Source organism: Streptomyces sp. NPDC015139 (assembly GCF_043079785.1).
In the GTDB taxonomy this organism is placed as follows: domain Bacteria; phylum Actinomycetota; class Actinomycetes; order Streptomycetales; family Streptomycetaceae; genus Streptomyces; species Streptomyces albidocamelliae.
On the sequence record NZ_JBIBUW010000008.1, the window covers coordinates 289,739 to 309,821 of the forward strand.

14 protein-coding genes, 1 tRNA gene and 1 pseudogene are annotated in these 20,083 nt (G+C 73.8%); 6 read left to right on the plus strand and 10 right to left on the minus strand.

All coding sequences use genetic code 11. The annotated features are described in order from the left end of the window. On the minus strand, positions 1 to 637 hold a 637-nt coding region (locus ACF08B_RS23450; RefSeq protein ID WP_392319161.1), incomplete at its 3' end, for a HAMP domain-containing protein. Between the two features lie 562 nt (positions 638 to 1,199). Here ACF08B_RS23450 and ACF08B_RS23455 point away from each other — a divergent pair. After that, positions 1,200 to 2,237 (plus strand): 4Fe-4S dicluster domain-containing protein, encoded by a 1,038-nt coding sequence (locus ACF08B_RS23455; RefSeq protein ID WP_392319162.1) that lies wholly within the window; start codon positions 1,200 to 1,202, stop codon positions 2,235 to 2,237. A gap of 179 nt (positions 2,238 to 2,416) precedes the next feature. Next, on the plus strand, positions 2,417 to 3,319 hold the full coding sequence (gene nrfD, locus ACF08B_RS23460; RefSeq protein ID WP_392319259.1) for an NrfD/PsrC family molybdoenzyme membrane anchor subunit: 903 nt from the start codon (positions 2,417 to 2,419) through the stop codon (positions 3,317 to 3,319). A 77-nt stretch (positions 3,320 to 3,396) separates the two neighbouring features. Here nrfD and ACF08B_RS23465 read toward each other — a convergent pair whose 3' ends face one another. Continuing rightward, positions 3,397 to 4,137 (minus strand): haloacid dehalogenase type II, encoded by a 741-nt coding sequence (locus tag ACF08B_RS23465; protein ID WP_392319163.1) that lies wholly within the window; start codon positions 4,135 to 4,137, stop codon positions 3,397 to 3,399. 210 nt (positions 4,138 to 4,347) lie between these two features. On the opposite strand from ACF08B_RS23465, the gene fdh reads away from it, so the two are divergent. Next, positions 4,348 to 7,608, plus strand: coding sequence for a formate dehydrogenase (gene fdh / locus ACF08B_RS23470; RefSeq protein WP_392319164.1), 3,261 nt, complete (start codon positions 4,348 to 4,350; stop codon positions 7,606 to 7,608). 16 nt (positions 7,609 to 7,624) lie between these two features. On the opposite strand, the gene selD is transcribed toward fdh, so the two are convergent. Further along, the gene (selD, locus tag ACF08B_RS23475) at positions 7,625 to 8,632 is read right to left on the minus strand and encodes a selenide, water dikinase SelD (protein WP_392319165.1); all 1,008 of its coding nucleotides are present in this window, start codon (positions 8,630 to 8,632) and stop codon (positions 7,625 to 7,627) included. A gap of 34 nt (positions 8,633 to 8,666) precedes the next feature. Here selD and ACF08B_RS23480 point away from each other — a divergent pair. Then, positions 8,667 to 8,759: transfer RNA gene (locus ACF08B_RS23480), tRNA-Sec, on the plus strand. A gap of 35 nt (positions 8,760 to 8,794) precedes the next feature. Here ACF08B_RS23480 and ACF08B_RS23485 read toward each other — a convergent pair. Both ACF08B_RS23485 and selA read right to left on the minus strand, forming a co-directional pair. Next, positions 8,795 to 10,585: pseudogene (locus tag ACF08B_RS23485) on the minus strand (SelB C-terminal domain-containing protein); the annotation flags it as partial. A gap of 5 nt (positions 10,586 to 10,590) precedes the next feature. Then, positions 10,591 to 12,051 carry an L-seryl-tRNA(Sec) selenium transferase gene (gene selA, locus ACF08B_RS23490; protein ID WP_392319166.1) on the minus strand — a complete coding sequence of 487 codons (1,461 nt, stop codon included), beginning with the start codon at positions 12,049 to 12,051 and terminating at the stop codon, positions 10,591 to 10,593. Positions 12,052 to 12,184: 133 nt separating this feature from the next. Here selA and ACF08B_RS23495 point away from each other — a divergent pair, with 133 nt between their 5' ends. Continuing rightward, on the plus strand, positions 12,185 to 12,544 hold the full coding sequence (locus ACF08B_RS23495; RefSeq protein WP_392319167.1) for a hypothetical protein: 360 nt from the start codon (positions 12,185 to 12,187) through the stop codon (positions 12,542 to 12,544). 33 nt (positions 12,545 to 12,577) lie between these two features. Here the strand turns inward: ACF08B_RS23495 and ACF08B_RS23500 are convergent, their stop codons facing one another. From ACF08B_RS23500 to ACF08B_RS23515, 4 genes are all read right to left on the minus strand, one after another. Beyond that, a complete protein-coding gene (locus ACF08B_RS23500; protein WP_392319260.1) occupies positions 12,578 to 13,591 on the minus strand; it encodes an MASE1 domain-containing protein in 1,014 nt (337 codons plus the stop codon). Positions 13,592 to 13,696: 105 nt separating this feature from the next. Then, entirely contained in the window at positions 13,697 to 14,524 is an 828-nt protein-coding gene (locus ACF08B_RS23505) for a PP2C family protein-serine/threonine phosphatase (protein ID WP_392319168.1), read from the minus strand. 119 nt (positions 14,525 to 14,643) lie between these two features. Continuing rightward, entirely contained in the window at positions 14,644 to 14,964 is a 321-nt protein-coding gene (locus ACF08B_RS23510; RefSeq protein ID WP_392319169.1) for a hypothetical protein, read from the minus strand. Positions 14,965 to 15,093: 129 nt separating this feature from the next. Continuing rightward, positions 15,094 to 16,320 (minus strand): hypothetical protein, encoded by a 1,227-nt coding sequence (locus tag ACF08B_RS23515; RefSeq protein WP_392319170.1) that lies wholly within the window; start codon positions 16,318 to 16,320, stop codon positions 15,094 to 15,096. A 155-nt stretch (positions 16,321 to 16,475) separates the two neighbouring features. On the opposite strand from ACF08B_RS23515, the gene ACF08B_RS23520 reads away from it, so the two are divergent. After that, positions 16,476 to 17,921, plus strand: a complete 1,446-nt coding sequence (locus ACF08B_RS23520) for a glyceraldehyde-3-phosphate dehydrogenase (RefSeq protein WP_123439009.1) — start codon at positions 16,476 to 16,478, stop codon at positions 17,919 to 17,921. Between the two features lie 75 nt (positions 17,922 to 17,996). Here the strand turns inward: ACF08B_RS23520 and ACF08B_RS23525 are convergent, their stop codons facing one another. After that, positions 17,997 to 19,952, minus strand: coding sequence for a collagenase (locus tag ACF08B_RS23525; protein WP_392319171.1), 1,956 nt, complete (start codon positions 19,950 to 19,952; stop codon positions 17,997 to 17,999). Between the last annotated feature and the right edge of the window lie 131 nt (positions 19,953 to 20,083).

A 20,083-nucleotide genomic window follows, 5' to 3' on the forward strand; every position in this document is an offset into this window, starting at 1 on the left:
CCACCGCGGTGGTCACCTGGGCGACGTTGCGCACCTGCGCCGTCAGGTTCCCGGCCATGAAGTTCACCGAGTCCGTCAGGTCGCGCCAGACACCGGCGACCCCGGGCACCTGCGCCTGACCCCCCAGGCGGCCCTCGGTGCCCACCTCGCGCGCCACGCGGGTCACCTCGTCCGCGAACGCGGAGAGCTGGTCGACCATCGTGTTGACGGTCTCCTTCAGCTGAAGGATCTCGCCGCGTGCGGGAACGTCGATCTTCTGCGACAGGTCGCCCTTGGCCACGGCGGTGGCGACCTGGGCGATGTCACGGACCTGCGTGGTGAGGTTGCCCGCCATCGCGTTGACGGAATCGGTCAGATCGGCCCAGGTCCCGGAGACGCCCGGCACCTGCGCCTGGCCGCCGAGGGTCCCCTCGGTGCCCACTTCCCGGGCCACGCGGGTGACTTCGGAGGTGAACACCGACAGCTGGTCCACCATGCCGTTGAAGACGGTGGCGATGTCCCCCATCAGTCCGGTGGAGTCGTCCGGCAGTCGGGTGCCGAAGTCTCCGTCGCGCACCGCGGTCAGTCCCGCGAGCAGTCGTCTCAGTTCCTGGTCACCCGGGACAGCGTCGATCGTCCCGGTAGCCTTGCCGGCCATGCGCACCCTCGTTCCGCTCCCCAGGAGCCCTCGTGCCAAGGGCTCGGAACCATTGCCGGGCACGCGGCCTGACCCGGCTAGTGGTGTGTGCATTTCCGCAGTTCACGGATTTGCACGATGAGAAAAATACGTCGCAGGTTAACCCACCTTCACGTCCCTGGACAAAGCATTCGGCCAACCGTTGACGATCATGAAAATCGGCGGTCGGGACAGGCATGAGGGCCTGCCGACCGGGTACTCGCGAGGGTTTGCCCAGGACGACGGCGGTGGCGTCCTTCGCCGCCCCGGGCCGTACGGAGGGACCGGTCCGCGCCGGCCGCGTACACGGGCCCCGGCCCTGCCCGGGCACCGGGTAGCCGCCCCGCGCCGGACGCAAACGGCCCGGCCGTGCGGACCGCCGACCGCCCCGGTCGTTTCGGGCGCGCGGCGGTGGGGCACCCGTGCCAGGCTCGACGAGCGGGCACGAGGAGCGAGGGACCCGGCACCGGGCGGAGGGCGAGCGCACGGCGGCCGTGTCCGCCGAGCGGCGGTCGTCTCCCTTCGCGCCGGGAGGAGGCGCGGCATGAGCGGGACCACCAGGCACGGCACGAGCGGGGACGGGGCCCACCGCAATCAGCTGTACGGCCCGGAGCCGGACGTGGCCGGCGCGTCCGGCTATCCGGACGCTCCGGCGCGGATGGGATTCTTCACCGACACCTCGGTGTGCATCGGCTGCAAGGCGTGCGAGGTGGCGTGCAAGGAGTGGAACGCCGTCCCCGAGGACGGGCTCGAACTGACCGGCATGTCGTACGACAACACGCAGGGGCTCGGCGCCGACACCTGGCGGCACGTCGCCTTCATCGAGCAGCGCAAGCCGTTCGGCGGGCAGGAGCCGGGGGTGGCGCACGACGACGTCGACGTGTTCGCGGCGGCCTCCCGGCTCGGCACCGACGCCGCGTCACCCGGGCCGGGCGCCACCGCTCCCCCGCCGGACGAGGCTCCCCCGGGCGCTCCCGCCGGCGAGATCTCCCCCGTCTCCCCCGACGGCCGCACCGAGCTGCGCTGGCTGATGGCCTCGGACGTGTGCAAGCACTGCACGCACGCCGCCTGCCTGGACGTCTGCCCCACGGGTTCCCTGTTCCGCACCGAGTTCGGCACGGTCGTCGTGCAGGAGGACATCTGCAACGGCTGCGGGTACTGCGTGCCCGCCTGCCCCTACGGCGTCATCGACCAGCGCAAGGACGACGGCCGGGTGTGGAAGTGCACCCTGTGCTACGACCGGCTCGGCGTCGGCATGGAACCCGCCTGCGCCAAGGCCTGCCCGACGGAGTCCATCCAGTTCGGCCCGCTGGACGAACTCCGCGAGCGCGCGCGGGCCCGGGTGGGGCAGCTGCACGCGGCCGGTGTCACCGACGCCCGCCTCTACGGCGAGAGTCCGGACGACGGGGTCGGCGGCGACGGAGCGTTCTTCCTGCTGCTGGACGAGCCCGAGGTCTACGGGCTGCCCCCGGACCCGGTGGTCACCACCCGGGACCTGCCCGACATGTGGCGGCACGCCGCGCTGGCCGCCGTGTCGCTGACCGCGCTCGCCGTGGGCAGTTTCCTGAGGAGGCCGCGATGAGCCCCGAACCCGCGAGCGGCGCCGAGGAGCCCCGGCAGGGCCGCGACGACGCCACGACGACCGGATCCGATGTCACCCGTGAGGGTGTGCGGGGCGCGCGACCCGGTCGCGAGGCGCTCACCGGCGCGCAGGCGGGCCGGCGTGGGCGCCGGCGCGGTCGCGGGCGCGGTGAGCAGCCCATGGTCCCGGACGCCGCGTTCTCGTCGTACTACGGCAAACCCGTGCTGAACAAGCCGACGTGGAAACCGCTCGACATCGCCGGTTACCTGTACCTCGGCGGGCTGGCGGGCGCCTCGTCGCTGCTGGCGGCCGGGGGCCAGGTGACGGGGCGGCCGGGACTCGCCGCGCCCGCGAAACTCGGGGCGGCGGGGGCGATCTCCCTCTCGCTGGCGGCACTCGTGCACGACCTGGGCCGGCCGGCCCGCTTCCTGAACATGCTGCGGGTCTTCAAGCCCACCTCCCCCATGAGCGTCGGCTCCTGGGTGCTGAGCGGGTACGCACCGCTGGCCCTGACCGCCGCGGCCACGGAGGTGGCGGGCCGCTACCGGCTGCTGGGCTCGGCCGCCACGGCGGCGGCCGCCGTCCTCGGTCCGGCCGTGGCGACGTACACCGCGGTGCTGCTCTCGGACACGGCGGTGCCCTCCTGGCACGAGGGGTACCGGGAACTGCCGTACGTCTTCGCGGGATCCGCCGCCTCCGCGGCGGCCGGACTGGCCCTCGTGACGGCTCCGGCGGCCGAGGCGGGCCCCGCGCGCCGCCTGGCCGTCCTGGGCGCGGCCCTGGAGCTGGGCGCCTTCCGGACGATGAAGCGGCGCATGGGCCTGCTCGCCGAGCCCTTCGACCGGGGCAGGCCGCGCACCCTGCTGCGCGCGTCCGAGGCCCTGACGGCCGGCGGCGCGGCGCTGGCGCTGCTCTCCGGCACCCTGCGCGACCGCCGCCTCGCCGTGGCCGCGGGTGCCGCCCTGCTCACCGGCTCGGCGGCGCTGCGCTTCGGCGTCTTCCACGCGGGCGTGGCCTCGGCCGAGGACCCGAAGTACACGGTCGTACCGCAGCGGGAGCGGATGGAGGCGCGCGGCCGCTGACCCTCGGGGGGCGTTCCGTCGACCTTTCAGGGGCGTCCCCGTCCGACCCATCACGGGCGGCGCCCCCGTCCGACCCCTCAGCGGCGGTCCGCGTCCTCCCCGTCTCCGCCCGGGTCCAGGAGTCGCCGCTCGGCGTCGAGCCGGTGCGCGAGATCCGTCAGCCCGGTCGCCTCCAGGGCGGCGGGGAGCTGGGTCGCCGGGTAGGGCTGGGGGGTGCGCCGCAGCCAGGCGGTGGCGAGACCCGCCCGGGCGGCGCCGTCGATGTCCCAGGGGTGCACCGACACCAGGACCGCCTCGTCGGGCGGCACGCCGACGGTGTCGAGCGCGTGGGCGTAGGCCTCCCGCGCGGGCTTCCAGCGGCCGACGCCCTCGACGTCGAGGTGCGCCTCGAAGCAGTCGGTGAGGCCGGCCCGGTCCAGGACCGCACGGGTGGTGCCGGCCGAGCCGTTGGTCAGGGTCACCAGGCGGTATCCGGCGGTGCGCAGGGCGCGTACGCCGTCGGGCACGTCCGGGTGCAGGGGCAGCAGGGGAAGTCCCGCCAGGACGTGGTCGGCGGCCTGTTCGGGGTCGGTGCCCGTCCCCGCGCGGGCGGCGAGCGTCCGCAGCCCGTCGCGGGCCACTGCGGCGAAGGCCGCCTCGCCGCCGGCCAGGGTCAGCGCCACTCCGTCGCGCAGCACACCGGCGAACCAGGCCGGCAGCAGGTGGTCCGGCAGGCCGGCCTCCGCCAGGCGGGCGGCGAGCGGGGACAGATCGGTGAGCGTCTCGTTGACGTCGAGAACGAGCACGTGGGGACGGCCGTCACCGGGCAACGTGATCACCTCCACTCGGGTTCGGTGTCCGCGGGCGCGCCCGCTGGGTCCGTACGCCGGCGCGCCGCAGCGGCGGAGTCCCCCCGGACGGGCCGCCTCACACCTGCCGCGCCGGTTTGGCCCCTGGGGGACGGGGGTACTCCGCGGCTCGGCACGGCGAGTGACGCCGGGCCGGTGGGACCGCGGGACAATGTCGGGTACGGAGTGTGAGGAGCGGCCGTGGGCGTGCGCACCTGGATCGACTCCTGGCCGGTCTACCGCCAGCTGACGGGCACGGACCCGCTGGGCCGGGGGGCCGCCGCCAAGAGCGGGCACAGCGAGCGGCTGGAGCCCCGGGTGGCGACCGCCGACCGGGTGGTGAAGTCCGTCTGCCCGTACTGCGCGGTGGGCTGCGGCCAGAACGTGTACGTGCAGGACAAGCGGGTCACCCAGATCGAGGGCGACCCGGACTCGCCGATCTCGCGCGGCCGGCTGTGCCCCAAGGGTTCGGCGAGCCTACAGCTGACCACCGGGGACGCCCGCGAGCACCAGGTCCTCCACCGGCGCCCGCACGGCACCGAGTGGGAGCGGCTGGACCTCGACACCGCGATGGAGATGATCGCCGACCGGGTGATCGACGCCCGCCGGGCGGGCTGGGAGTGGGAGGTCGACGGGACCCGCACCCGGCGCACGCTCGGCATCGCCAGTCTCGGCGGGGCCACGCTGGACAACGAAGAGAACTACCTGATCAAGAAGCTGTTCACCGCCCTGGGAGCGATCCAGATCGAGAACCAGGCGCGTGTTTGACACTCCTCCACCGTTCCCGGTCTGGGAACCTCGTACGGCCGCGGCGGCGCGACCACCTTCCAGCAGGACCTGCAGAACGCGGACTGCATCGTCATCGAGGGCTCGAACATGGCCGAGTGCCATCCGGTCGGGTTCCAGTGGGTGATGGACGCCAAGGCGCGGGGCGCGAAGGTGATCCACGTCGATCCGCGGTTCACCCGCACCAGCGCGCTCGCCGATGTGCACGTGCCGCTGCGGGCGGGTTCGGACATCGCCTTCCTCGGCGGGATCGTCAACCACGTGCTGCGGGAGGAGAAGTACTTCCGCGACTACGTCGTGGCGTACACCAACGCCCCGGTGATCCTGCGGGAGGACTTCCGCGACACCGAGGACCTGGCCGGGGTCTTCTCCGGTCTGGACACCGAGAGCCGCTCGTACGACAACAGCAGCTGGCAGTACGAGGGCACCGAGATGCAGGCGGCCTCCGGTGAACGCGACCTGGAGTACGACAAGCGCACCGAGGCCGGCAGTTCGGTGACCGAGGCGGCACGCGGCGAGGCGCACGGCTCCGGCGGCGCGGTGATCGGCGAGGGCGAGCCGGAGCGGGACGAGACGCTGACCCACCCGCGCTGCGTGTTCCAGGTGCTCAAGCGGCACTTCGCCCGGTACACGCCGGAGATGGTCGAGCAGATCTGCGGGGTGCCGCAGGACCGGTTCCGCCAGGTGTGCGAACTGATCACGGAGAACTCCGGGCGTGAGCGGACCACCGCCTTCGCGTACGCGGTCGGCTGGACCCAGCACACGGTGGGCGTGCAGTACATCCGCACCGCCACCATCCTGCAGACCCTGCTCGGCAACATCGGCCGCCCCGGCGGCGGCATCCTCGCGCTGCGCGGACACGCCTCCATCCAGGGGTCCACGGACATCCCGACCCTGTTCAACCTGCTGCCGGGCTACATCCCGATGCCGCACGCCCACCAGCAGCAGGACCTTGAGGCCTTCATCGAGGCGGAGGCCGCGCACAAGGGCTACTGGGGCAACATGCGCGCGTACCTGGTGAGCCTGCTCAAGGCGTACTGGGGCGACGCGGCGACGGCCGAGAACGACTTCTGCTTCGACTACCTGCCGCGGCTGACCGGTTCGCACTCGACGTACGAGACGACGATGGCCCAGCTGGACGGCGTCTGCAAGGGCTACTTCCTGGTGGGCGAGAACCCCGCGGTGGGGAACGCCAACTCCAGGCTGATGCGGCTCGGCATGGCGAACCTGGACTGGCTGGTGGTCCGCGACTTCTCGCTGATCGAGTCGGCGACGTGGTGGAAGGACGGCCCGGAGATCGAGACCGGGGAGCTGCGCACGGAGGACATCGGCACCGAGGTGTTCTTCCTGCCGGTCGCCGCGCACACCGAGAAGGACGGCAGCTTCACCAACACCCAGCGGCTGCTCCAGTGGCATCACAAGGCGGTCGAGCCGCCGGGCGAGGCACGCAGCGACCTGTGGTTCTACTACCACCTCGGACGCCGGCTCCGGGAGAAGCTGGCCGGGTCCACCGACGAGATGGACCGGCCGCTGCTCGACCTGACGTGGGACTACCCGACCAAGGGGCCGCTCGCGGAGCCCGACGCCGAGGCCGTGCTCGCGGAGATCAACGGCCATGACGCGGAGGGCGGGCCGCTCTCCTCGTACGAGCAGCTGAAGCCGGACGGCTCGACGGCCTGCGGCTGCTGGATCTACTGCGGTGTCCACGCCGACGGCGTCAACCAGGCGGCCCGCCGCAAGCCGGGACGCGAGCAGGACTGGGTGGCGGCCGAGTGGGCGTGGGCCTGGCCGGCGAACCGGCGGATCCTGTACAACCGGGCCTCCGCCGACCCGCAGGGCCGGCCGTGGAGCGCGCGCAAGGCGCTGGTGTGGTGGGACGCCGACAGGGGCGAGTGGTCCGGGCACGACGTGCCCGACTTCAAGAAGGACAAGTCCCCGGACCACCGGCCGCCGGAGGGCGCCACCGGTCCGGACGCGCTGTCGGGCACGGACCCGTTCATCATGCAGGCGGACGGCAAGGCCTGGCTGTACGTGCCGTCCGGGCTCACCGACGGGCCCCTGCCGGCGCACTACGAGCCGCAGGACTCCCCGTTCCCGAACCTGCTGTACGACCAGCAGCGCAATCCGGTACGGCAGTTGCTGCCGTCGACGCCGGACAACCGCTACCAGCCGAGCGGTGACGAGCCCGGCTCACAGGTCTTCCCGTACGTGGCCACGACCTACCGGCTCACCGAGCACCACACGGCGGGCGGCATGTCCCGCTGGCAGCCGTATCTGGCGGAACTGCAACCGGAGTTCTTCTGCGAGGTGTCCCCGGAGCTGGCCGACGAGCGCGACCTCGCCCACACCGGGTGGGCGACGATCGTCAGCGCGCGGGGCGTGATCGAGGCACGGGTACTGGTCACCGACCGGATGGCGCCGCTGACCGTGCAGGGGCGCAGGCTGCACCAGGTGGGCCTGCCCTACCACTGGGGTCCGAACGGCTACAGCACCGGTGACGCGGCCAACGAGCTGCTGCACCTGTCCCTGGACCCGAACACCCACATCCAGGAGGCGAAGGCGTTCGCCGTGGACATCCGTCCGGGCCGCCGGCCGCGGGGTCCGGCCTCGCTGGAGCTGGTGCGGGCGTACCGGGCCCGGGCGGGCATCGACGAGCACACCGGGACCGAGGCGTGAGAGGGCCGGGCGGGTCTCAGCGCAGCACGACGGAGTGGGTTCCGCGCGGCACCAGTTCCCCCACGACCGGCGCTCCGGGCACCTCCCCGGCGACGAGGAGGCCGCCGGAGGTCTGCGCGTCGGCCAGCAGCAGCCGGATGTCCTCGTCGGCCGCGCCGAAGTCGGTGTGCGGCGCGACCCATTCGAGGTTGCGCCGGGTGCCGCCGCTGACGTAGCCGTCGCGTACGGCCTCCCGGGCACCGTCGAGGTAGGGCACGGCCGCGGTGTCGATCACGGCGGTGACGCCGGAGGCCCGGGCCAGCTTGTGCAGATGGCCGAGGAGGCCGAACCCGGTGATGTCCGTGGCGCAGTCGGCTCCGGCGTCCAGTGCCGCCTCGGACGCCTCCCGGTTGAGGGCCACCATGGTGGCGACGGCGTGCTCGAAGCGTTCACCGGTGGTCTTGTGGCGGTTGTTGAGCACGCCGAGGCCCAGCGGTTTGGTCAGGGACAGCGGCAGGCCGGGCCGGCCGGTGTCGTTGCGCAGCAGCCGCCGGGGGTCGGCGATGCCGGTGACGGCCATGCCGTACTTGGGTTCCGGGTCGTCGACGCTGTGCCCGCCGCCGACGTGGCAGCCCGCCTCGGTGGCGACGTCCAGTCCGCCGCGCAGCACCTCGCGGGCCAGGTCGAACGGGAGCCGGTCGCGCGGCCAGCCCAGCAGGTTGACGGCGAGCACGGGCCGGCCGCCCATGGCGTACACGTCGGACAGGGCGTTGGCGGCGGCGATGCGCCCCCAGTCGTAGGGATCGTCGACGACCGGGGTGAAGAAGTCGGCCGTGCAGACGACGGCCGTGCCGTGGTGCTCGACCACGGCCGCGTCGTCGCCGGTGGCGAGCCCGACGAGCAGCGGGGTGTCGCCGGCGGCGGCCGACGGCCGGCTGAGCCCGGCGACCACGTCCTCCAGTTCGCCGGGCGGGATCTTGCAGGCGCAGCCGCCGCCGTGGGCGAACTGCGTGAGGCGTACGGTTGCTTGGCGGGTCGGTGTCATACCGGTCTCCTGGGGCAGTAGCCTGACGAGCGGTGGAGGCGTGTGGGTGCCTGGTGGCCCTCCCGGTCTTCAAAACCGAGGTGCCCGAGGATCTCGGGCAGGCGGGTTCGATTCCCGTCCGCCTCCGTCCCCCGCCCCGGCCCGGCAGCGCCGCCGCTGCTCGTCGACGCGCTCCGTGCGGCCCCGGGCGTCCAGGAACTCCAGCAGCGGTACGGCCACCCGGCGGGTGGTGTCGAGCGCGCGCCGGGCCTCGCTGAGCGTGAACGGCTGGGGCAGGGCGCGCAGTACGGCGACGGCGTCCGCCTCCGCGCCGGGCAGCAGCACGATCCCCTCGGCGATCCGCAGCAGGCTGCCCGCGGTCACGGCGGCGGCCAGTGCCCTTCGGTCGAGCCCCAGTTCGGCGAGGCGGCCGGCCTCGGGTGCGCGGAACGGCGCCCGCGCCAGGTCCCGGCGTACGGCGTCGACGGCGGCGCGCACCGGCAGGGGCAGGGCGGGCCCGGGGCTGTCGGCGGGGTACAACCGGCCGTGGCGGGACCGGAGTCGGGGTGTCGTCCCGGCGAGGGCGTCGACCAGGGCGCGGTCGGGCAGGCCGAGCAGCCGGCGGGCCGCCTCGGTGGGCAGGCCGGGCTCCAGCGGGTGGGCGCGGGCGTGCCGTCCGGCCTCGGCGGCCAGCCGGTCCTTCAGGGTGTTCCAGTACGCCGCGTCGGCCAGCCAGTCCCCGGCGACGTCGACGACGGGGAACCGGTCCGCTCCGGTCCGTGGCCCGTTCCCGGGCGCGGGCGCGGGCGGTGGGACGCCCATCGCCCGGAGGTCGGCGCGCCGGATCAGTCTTCGGCGCCGCAGCTCGGCGGTGGCGTCGGGACGGCCGGTCATGCCGGCGAGTTCGGCCGCACGGGCGCGGCCGGCACCGCGCCGGGCCAGCCGGGGCGGCTGTACGTCGAGGACGGTGACGGCGCACGGTGTCCGGCTGCCGCCGGGTTCGCGCAGCACGGCGCGGTCGCCGACGCGCAGCGGCAGGCCCCGGCCGAGGGTGAGCCGGGCGGTGTCCTCGCCGAGCGGGCGCACGGTCACCGGAACGGCGGCGGTGCCGATGTGCAGGGTGAGGGACCGGGGCAGGTCGGCCGCCGGCTCACCGGTGATCCGTACGTCGATCACCTTGCTGTGCAGCCAGCGGTCCGGGGTGAGCAGCACCTGGCCGCGGCCCAGGGTGCCGTCGCCCTGACCGCGCACGTTGACGGCCACGCGGGCCACCCCGCTGACGGTCTCCAGGTCCTCGTGCAGACTCTGCAGCCCGCGCACCCGCAGCACGGCCGTGCCGTCCGCCGTGGTCAGCCGGTCGCCGACGCGCAGGGTGCCCGCGCCGAGCGTGCCGGTCACCACGGTGCCGTGACCGCGGACGGTGAAGGCCCGGTCGAGCCACAGGCGGACGTCGGCGCGCGGGTCGGCGGGCGGCAACTCCTCGGCGATCCGTGCCAGTTCGTGGCGCAGCTCGTCCAGCCCCGCACCGGTGACGGCGCTGACCGCGACGGACGGCACCTTGCCGAGGGAGGTCGCGGCCAGGCGTTCGACGGCGTCGGCGCGTACGGGTTCCGGGTCGGCGAGGTCGCTGCGGGTCACCGCGAGGACCGCGTGGCGCACACCGAGCGCGTCGAGGATCGCCAGGTGCTCCTGCGACTGGGGCTGCCAGCCCTGGTCGGCGGCGACCACGAACAGCACGGCGGGCACCGGGCCGACCCCGGCCAGCATGGTCGCGACGAACCGCTCGTGCCCGGGTACGTCCACGAAGGCGAGGTGTTCGCCGCCGGGGACGACCTGGGTCCACACGAAGCCCAGGTCGAGGGTGAGGCCGCGGCGGCGCTCCTCCGCGTACCGGTCGGGTTCCATGCCGGTGAGGGCCCGCACCAGGGCGGACTTGCCGTGGTCGACGTGCCCGGCGGTGGCGAGGACGCGCATCACGGTCACCTGCCTTCCGCGCCGGCCGGGGCCGACGGGCCGCCGTGCCCCGGGGCGGCCGACCGGACGGCCTCGGCGAGGCGTTCGTCGTCCTCCTCCGGCACCGCCCGGAGGTCCAGCAGGCAGCGGCCCGCCTCCAGGCGTCCGACGACCGGGACACGGACGGTGCGCAGCGCCTCGGCGTACGGCTCGGGCAGGGACAGTGCCGCGCTGGGCAGGGTGACACCGGGGGCGCCTCCCCCGCCGACGGTGGCACGGGAGCCGACGGCCAGGACGTCGATCCCGTCGGCGGCGAGGGTGCTCGCGAGCCGGTCGGCGCGGGCCGCCAGGCGTGCCGGGTCGGCGGTGAGGGCGAGGGCGGTCGGGGTGGGCGGGCCGGTGAGAGTGGCCTCCAGCGCGGCCAGGGTCAGCTTGTCGACGCGCAGGGCGCGGGCCAGCGGGTGCCGGGCGAGGGTGCGCACCAGGTCCGCGTCTCCGAGCAGGAGTCCGCACTGGGGGCCGCCGAGCAGTTTGTCGCCGCTCGCGGTGACGAGTGCGGCGCCGGCGCGCAGCTGGGTGTCGGCGTCCGGTTCCTCGGGCAGGCCGGGGTGCGGGGCGAGCAGCCCGGAGCCGATGTCGGCGACGACGGGGACACCGAGACCGGCGAGTTCGGCGACGTCGGCGGCCCGGGTGAAGCCGGTGATGCGGAAGTTGGACGGGTGCACCTTCAGCACGAACCCGGTGTCGGGGCCGATCGCGTCGGCGTAGTCGGCGGCCGTCGTCCGGTTGGTCGTGCCGACCTCGCGCAGTCGCGCGCCGGTGGACACGAGCAGGTCGGGCAGCCGGAAGCCGTCCCCGATCTCCACCATCTCGCCGCGGCTGACGACGATCTCCCGGCCGGCGGCGAGTGCGGTGGCGGCCAGCACGAGTGCGGCGGCTCCGTTGTTGACGACGTGCACGGCACCGGCGGACGGCACCCGCTCGTGCAGCGCGGCGAGCGCGGAGCGCCCGCGGCGCGCCCGCACACCGGTCGCCAGGTCGAGTTCCACGTCCGTGGGCCCGGCGGCCTCCTGGACGGCCTGCCGGGCGGCCGCCGACAGCGGGGCGCGGCCGAGGTTGGTGTGCAGCAGCACGCCGGTGGCGTTGAGCACCGGGCGCAGTCCGCCGGCCGTACCGGGCAGCAGGGCGAGGGCCGTCTCCGCCACCCGCTCCGGGGCGACGCCGCCCCGCCGGGCCTGGTCCTGCGCCTGCCTGACCGCGGCCTTGACCACACCCGCGCCGAGCCGCCGCACGGCCTCGGACAGCCGGGGGTCGCGCAGGAGCAGGTCGGTGCGCGGGACTCGGCGGCGGACGTCGCCGGTGCCGCCGGGCGGCCGTACGGTCTCCCCGGCGCTCCGGTCGTGCGTGACCGCCTCCTCGGCCGTCCTGGCCCTGTCCGCCCGTCCGTCCGCCGCACCCGCCGTGCGCGGTGCCGCCCGCTGTTCCATGCCGCCCCTGTTTCTCCGGTAGGGCCCGTGCCTGTACAGGCTCCGCCCATCGTCTCCCAGTGCCCCGGGCCGCACGATCGACACGCCGGGACGGGACGTTGGCCCCGGCGCCCGCCCGGGTACCCGCCGCCGCATGAGCGACCCCGAAGGAAACACGCAGGATCGCGGCCGCCGGCGGCCGGACGCGACGGACGACGAGCCGGCCGGGCGTGCCGGGGCCGAGCCGTCCTGCCCGCCGCTCCCGGAGCACCTGGACGGGCCGCCCCGGACCAGGCGCCACAGCGGCGGGGGCCAGGCCGTGGCGGACGTGCCGCCGGGGATTCCCGGTGGTTACGGAACGACCGGTGGGGGCCGGCCGGGCGCCGCCGGCCACGCCCGCCCGCCCCTCCCGGAGGTGCCGCCCGAGCCGCCCGTCCGCTCGGACCGGGACACCGGCGAGGCGGCCGTGGAGCCGGGAGACGACGACCGGCCGGTGGGCCGCCCGGACGCGTGAGCGGGCGAGGCCGGCGGACCGGCTCCGGCGCGCTCAGGGGGTTCCGGTGGGCGAGGGCCGGTCGTCGGTGTCGTCCTCGCCCGGCGGCTGCCGGGGTGGTGGGGCCTGGCCCGCGTTGAGGTGCTCCAGCACCTCGACCAGTTCCTGGCAGGCCTTCTCCACCGAGCGCCGGGTGTTGCGCTGCTCGGTGATCACGGCGGACAGGAGCAGCGCGGTCAGGGCCATCGCGCCGTTGAAGGCCTGCAACTGCACCATGACCTCGACGCGGGTCAGCCTCGCGAAGACCCCGACACCGTTGGTCGCGGCCACGGTGGCCACGACGGACGTCAGCAGCGCGCACAGGACGCTGCCCAGGAGCTGGAAGCGCAGGGCCGCCCAGATGAGCAGCGGGTAGACGATGAAGAGCAGGCTCATGGAACTGTAGGTGGCCAGCGGTACGAGCGCGCAGGCGGCGACGGCCAGCGCGGTGGCTTCCTTCCAGCGGCCGATCGGCGGCGGCCAGCGGACCCGGTACAGCATCAGCAGCAGCGGGGTGACGATCAGGACGCCCATCGCGTCGCCCACCCACCAGGCCAGCCAGACGAGCCAGAAGCTGTGCCCGGCCAGTCTGTTCGACAGGACCAGCAGTCCGACACCGAGGGTGGCGCTGATCATCATGGCGGCCAGGGCGGCCAGGAACACCAGTGAGAGGCCGTCGCGCAGCCTGCTCAGGTCGCTGCGGAAGCGTGCCCGGCGCAGCAGCAGCGCGGCGCACAGCGGCGCGGCGGTGTTGCCGACGAGGACGCCGAGCACTTCCGGGCTGGGGGTGGTGAGGGACAGGACGACGAAGAAGGCGCCGAGCATGATGCCGGGCCAGCAGCCCAGGCCGAAGACCAGCAGGGCGGCGACGGCGACGCCGGTCGGCGGGTAGATGGGGGTGACGACGGCGCCCTCGACGGACAGCTCGCGCAGCAGGCCGAGCCGGCCCGCCGCGAAGTAGCAGACCGCGACGGCCAGCACCTGGACGGCGTAGCCGCCCGGCCGGCGCGGTTCCTCGTCACCCACCACAGCAGCCATCTCACACCGGTGGCCCCGGGTCGGCGAGGCGAGAGGCGGCGCGGTGCGGCCGACGGCCGGACGGCGGCCCGGTCGCGCGGCGCCGTCCGGGCCGGCTCACGGGCCGCCCGGCGCGTCCAGGCCCACGACGAGCACGGCGGCGTCGTCCTCGTGTCCGACGCTCTCGGCGCCCTTGATGACCGCGCCGGCCAGCGCGTGGGCCTCCAGGCCGGCGACGGCCGCGATGCCCGCGAGGCGCATCACCGTGTCGAGGCCGTCCTCGACGTGCAGCGACGGCCCCTCCACCACTCCGTCGGTGACCAGGACGAACACCCCGCCGCCGGTCACCCGGTGCCGGGTCACCGGGTACCGCACGCCGTGCTGGACGCCGAGCGGCGGGCCGCCCTCGTCCTCGACGATGCCGGACTTGCCGTCCGCCGTGGCCCAGACGAAGGGGATGTGGCCGGCCCGGGCGCTCTCCAGCACGCCGCTGGCCGGGTCGAGCCGCATGAAGGTGCAGGTGGCGAAGAGATCGCTGCCGAGGGAGAGCAGCAGGTCGTTGGTGCGGGTCAGGAGTTCACCGGGCTCGCCCGCAACCGAGGCGAGGGCACGCAGCCCCGCCCTGACCTGGCCCATGAAGGCGGCGGCCTCGATGTTGTGTCCCTGGACGTCGCCGATGGAGAGCCCGATCCGGCCGTCGGGCATGGCGAAGGCGTCGTACCAGTCGCCGCCGACGTTGAGCCCGAGATTGGCGGGTGCGTACCGCACGGCGAGGTGCACGCCCGAGGCGCTGGGCAGGTCCCTGGGGAGCATGCCGCGCTGGAGGGCGATGGCCAGTTCGACCTGGGTGCGTTGCAGCTCCGCGCGCTGGCGCGCCTGGGCGGTGAGCGAGCCGAGTCTGACCAGCAGCTCGTCGCCGTCGTCCGGGGAGCGCTTGCGGGGCATCGATCACTTCCGGCGGGGCGGTGGCCGCGTCGGTCGGCCGCCCGCATGTTCGGCAAATGCCTAGATTTTACCCATTAAGGATGATCTCGCCGCAGGGGCGCCCCCCGGTGCGGCCCGGGTCAGCGGACCTCGGAGTCGATTCCGGTGATCACGGCGGGTCCCAGAGGTGCGCTTCCCTCGTCCAGGCCGGCGTCGCGCAGGGCGGAGTCCGCGACCCGGCGGGCCTCCTGCTCGGCGTGCGGGCCGGTGTCCGCGTCCACGGTCAGGCGGAGGGTGAAGGTGTTGTCCTCGTTGACGCTGAGCACGTCCAGGTCCTCGGCGCTGCCCATGCGGGTGCCGTGGGGGTCCGCGGGCCGGAGCGCCCGGGCGAGCCGGCCCCGGGTGTCGTCCGCGATCCCCGTGGTGAAGGTGCCGGGGACGCTGATCACGTAGGTCGTCATGACGATCCTTTCCTCGGGCCCCCCGCCTACCCCGATTCGCCGACTTCGCACCGTGGGCGCGGGCGGCCGGTCCGGGTGCGCGAGGGCGGACGGACAGCGAGCGCCTCACGGGCTCACCGCCTCACCGCCTCACAGCGGGGAGTGGGCGACCGCCACCACATAGGCGCCGTACAGCAGGGACACGGCGGCGAGGGCGCCGTAGACGAGCACCGCCGAGGCCCGGCGCAGCCGCCAGGTCCGGGCGAGGGCCCGCGCCATCGGGATGAGCAGGGGGAAGGCCGGCAGCAGAAAGCGGGGTTTGGACGAGAAGGAGCCCGCGCCGCCGGCCACCAGCAGGATGAGCACCCCCGCGAAGACCACCAGGCACAGCGGGGCGCGGTCCAGGCACAGCAGCCCGAACAGCAGGACCGCGGCGGCGACGATCAGGAGAGCCGCCGGGTAGACGACATGCCCGCCGTGCAGCAGCAGGGCCCGCAGGAAGCTCAGCGAGCCGGCGCCGAGGTCGAAGCGGGAGTCCCAGGCGCTCTGGACCTTCAGATAGCCGCCGAGCAGATCGCCCGAGCGGTCCCCGACCCACAGCACGTAGCCGAGCCAGCCCATCGGGGCCAGTGCCGCGCCGGCCCACAGGCTCGCCGGGACCCGGCCGCGCCGGCGCAGCGCCTCGTGGGCGGCGGCGAGGACGACGGCGACGGCCACGGCGAATCCGCTGGGCCGGGAGAGGCCCGCCAGCGCCGCGAGGGCGCCGGCCCACAGCCAGCGGCACTTGAGCACGCAGTACAGGGACCAGGCGGCGAGCGCGGCGAACAGCGACTCGGTGTAGGCGATGGTCAGCTCGACGGCATGGGGCAGGGCGGCCCACAGGGCGACCAGCGCGGTGGCGACACCACGGCCGTACAGGTGGTGCCCGACGGTGAAGACGCCGTGGGCGGCGACGCCCGCCGCGACCCAGCCGACGAGCATCGCCCCCTGGGCCGGGGTCAGCGGCAGGACGACGGTCGCCGCGCGGATGAGCGCCGGGTACAGGGGGAAGAACGCCCAGTCGCTCTGGACGGCGCCCTCGGGGGTGATCCAGATGAGCCGGCCGTAGCCGTGGGCGGCGATGTGCAGGTACCAGCGGGAGTCCCAGGAGTGCGCGAGGTTGCGGACGAGCGGGTGGCCCCTGAGGTCGTTCGTGAGGATCACCAGCAGGACCCCGGCGAGCCGGACGGCCGCGAACAGGGCGAGGGCCGGGAGCGCCCCCTCGGGAACCCCGCGCCGGGCCATCCGCGGCAGGGACGGGCGGCGGGCGGTACCGGACGGTGCGGCGGGCTCGGGCCGGGGTACGGAGGAGGTGCTCACGCCGTCGACCTTGGGCACGCCCGTGAGCGGGTGCAATCGCGACCCGGCTTTCTCGCCGAGTTCCACCCTGATTCAGGAACGGGCTCCGTGAGGGCCCCGAGGACGGGCCCCCGGAATGATCGAAACAGGGTGCGGTTAGCATATGAGCGCTGCCTAGCTCGAAAGATGGATCTGTGACTGTCAACGACGACTCGTTCACCAACTGGAAGATCCGCGAGGAGATCGCGGAGTCGATGATCCCGCTCATCGGGAAGCTGCACCGCGAGCAGGACGTAACCGTCCTGCTGCACAGCCGCTCCCTGGTGAACAAGTCGGTGGTCAGCATCCTCAAGACGCACCGCTTCGCCCGGCAGATCGCGGGCGCGGAGCTCTCGGTCACCGAGACCATGCCGTACCTGGAGGCCCTGACCGCCCTCGACCTCGGCCCCTCCCAGATCGACCTCGGCATGCTGGCCACCCTGCACCAGGCCGACGACCGCGGTCTGAGCGTGGCGGAGTTCACCGCCGAGGCCGTCGCCGGCGCCACCGGCGCCAACAAGATCGAGCGCCGCGAGCCGCGGGACGTCGTCCTGTACGGCTTCGGCCGCATCGGCCGGCTCGTCGCCCGCCTCCTGATCGAGAAGGCCGGCTCCGGCAACGGGCTGCGGCTGCGTGCCATCGTCGTGCGCGGCGGCGGTGCCCAGGACATCGTCAAGCGTGCCTCGCTGCTGCGCCGCGACTCCATCCACGGCCAGTTCCAGGGCACGATCACCGTGGACGAGGACAGCAGCACGATCGTCGCCAACGGCAACGAGATCAAGGTGATCTACGCCGACGACCCGTCGCACGTGGACTACACCGAGTACGGCATCCGCGACGCCATCCTCATCGACAACACCGGCAAGTGGCGCGACCGCGAGGGCCTGTCGAACCACCTGCGTCCCGGTATCGAGAAGGTCGTGCTGACCGCGCCGGGCAAGGGCGACGTCCCGAACATCGTGCACGGCGTCAACCACGACACCATCAAGCCGGACGAGCAGATCCTGTCCTGCGCCTCCTGCACCACCAACGCGATCGTCCCGCCGCTGAAGGCCATGGACGACGAGTACGGCGTGCTGCGCGGTCACGTGGAGACCGTCCACTCGTTCACCAACGACCAGAACCTGCTGGACAACTACCACAAGTCCGAGCGCCGGGGCCGTTCCGCGCCGCTCAACATGGTGATCACCGAGACCGGTGCCGCGTCGGCCGTCGCCAAGGCCCTGCCGGACCTGAAGGCGAAGATCAGCGGCAGCTCGATCCGCGTCCCGGTGCCGGACGTCTCGATCGCGATCCTCAACCTGCAGCTGGCCCGCGAGGCGACCCGTGAGGAGGTCCACGACTACCTGCGCGAGGTGTCGCTGACCTCCCCGCTCAAGCGACAGATCGACTTCATCACGGCGCCCGACGCGGTCTCCAGCGACTTCATCGGCTCGCGCCACGCCTCGATCGTGGACGCCGGCGCCCTCAAGGTCGACGGCGACAACGCGATCCTCTACCTCTGGTACGACAACGAGTTCGGCTACTCGTGCCAGGTCGTCCGGGTCGTCCAGCACGTCTCCGGCGTGGAGTACCCGACGTACCCGGCGACGGCGGTCTGATCCGCCCGCTGCGCGTACACGTACGGCCGCCGACCGGGGTTCCGGTCGGCGGCCGTTCGGTTGCGGGCGCGTGGGTCAGGCCGCGGCCGGCCCGGCGCAGGCGCCCGCGGCGCACGCCGTGAGCCACTGGTCGAAGTCGGCGTCGTAGCGGGTGCCGATGCCGTCGTGGTAGACGGCGTATCCGCCGGCGTAGTCACCGACGCGGAAGCGGGCGAGCATCCGCTGGACGTCGTCGGGATGCCGCTCCAGCATGTAGCGCACGGCGAGGTAGCCCCACGGATAGACGCGGGTGGTGTCGCTGTTGTCGTACGTGTTCTCGAACAAGGTGCTCAGCCGGTAGGTGTGCCGGCCGGCCTCCTGGACGGCCTGGTCGTCGGCGATGCCGCGGTAGCCGTAGGAGACGTACTCGGCGACGCCCTCGATCCACCACACGTCCGGCACCGATATCTGCCGGCCGAAGTCGCCCTTCATGTCGTCGCGGCCGTCGAGGAAGTGCGTGTACTCGTGGTTGAGGTTCCAGACGCGGGCCGGGAAGCCGTCGTCGTAGTCCTTCTGGTACATGATCGACATGGGCCGGTTGGCCGGGTCCGACGGGTCGCCGCCCAGCGTCATGCCGCCGTTGTCGGTGCTGATGCCGTACATCGCGCCGGCGTACATCTGGTAGTCCGCGCGGCTCGCGAACACCACGAGCCGGAGGGTGGAGGCGTACTGGCCGGGTATGGGACCGCCGGCCCGCACGACCGAGCGGAAGTAGGCGTCCTGGCGCAGCACACTGGCGCAGGCGGCGTCGAGGTCGGCGGCGGTCAGCGCCTGGGCGCGGACGCTGATGTCGCCGTCGCAACGGTGGGTGACGGGCAGGACGGCCTTGTCGAGCTTGTCGGGGAGGCCGCAGACGTCGTAGTAGGCGCAGTCGGCGGCGTCGTAGTAGGCGGCCTGCGTGGCCACCGCCACCCACAGCCCGGCCGTGGGACCGGTGATCGCCGTCCGCTCCAGCAGATCCTTGGCCAACGGGCCCGCCAGGTCCCGCAGTCCGGCGTGCTCGACGTAACGGGCCACGTTCATCCCGGCGTTGGAGTCCAGGAAGGCCAGACTCGTGCCGAGCTGGTCGGTGTTGGCCAGCGCGAAGTCGTACAGGGTGTCGATGACCCGCGGGTCGGCCTCGACCGCCTGGACGTACGCGGGGTTCCAGTTGCCGCGCCACAGGGGCGTGTAGACGTCGTTGACCGCCCTGACCATGCTGTCGAGCGGGTCGTAGGAGCTGTCGTAGTCGTCGAGCAGCCGCCGGTACACGTACAGGTAGCGGCCCTGCTGGTCGGCGCTGTCGGTGAGGACGACCGTCTCGCCCAGGATGTCGCCGTTGGCAGCGCTGACGTCACGGGAGCGGGGCCGGGCGAAGAAGGTGTCCAGGCCGGCCGTGACGGCGCCGGTGAGCCGGGAGGTGTACGGGCCCACGTCCGCGGGGTGGTTGAACTGCACGTAGTAGCCGGCCCGCAGGAACAGGACGAGTTGCTCCAGGCTGCCGGAGTTGTCACCGCGGTACCGCGCGGCCGTGCTCGTGTACGCGTTCGCCACGGTCAGCATCTGCGCCTGCCGGAACACGTCGTGCCCGCTGCTGCCGGTGACCGCGAAGAGGGTGTTGAGGCAGTCCGTCGTGGCGGCCTTCACGAAGGCGACGAGGGCAGGGCCGGTACGGCTGCCGAAGTCGGCCGGGGTGCAGGAGGCCGCCTTGACGCCGTGCCCCTTCGCCCGGGGTGCCGTCAGAGGTAAGGCCTGGGGCGGGAGTTGGGCCGGGCTCGGGCGCCGGGGCGGGGTGCCGGGTCGCTCGGAGGCGGGGGTGGTCGCACCGGCCGGTGACGGCTGGGCGACCGCGGTCCCGCCGGGTGCGGCGGCCGTGCGGGCGGGCGGCTGGGGGGCCGCCACGGCCGGGCCGGACAGCAGGCCGGCCACGGTGGCGCAGACGGCGACGGCCCCGGCCGCGCGTCTGGCCGTGCGACCGGGCCCGCTTCCGGGCAGCGCGAAGTGATGGCGCATCTGGGGTTCCTCCACGAAGGGGCGCGCCTCTGTGGGGTGTTGAGGCGTGTGAGGCACTGTCTCAGCGGACGGTCCACCCAACAATGGCGTGTGACATAGCACATGACACAGACCGCTCATAACATCGCGGC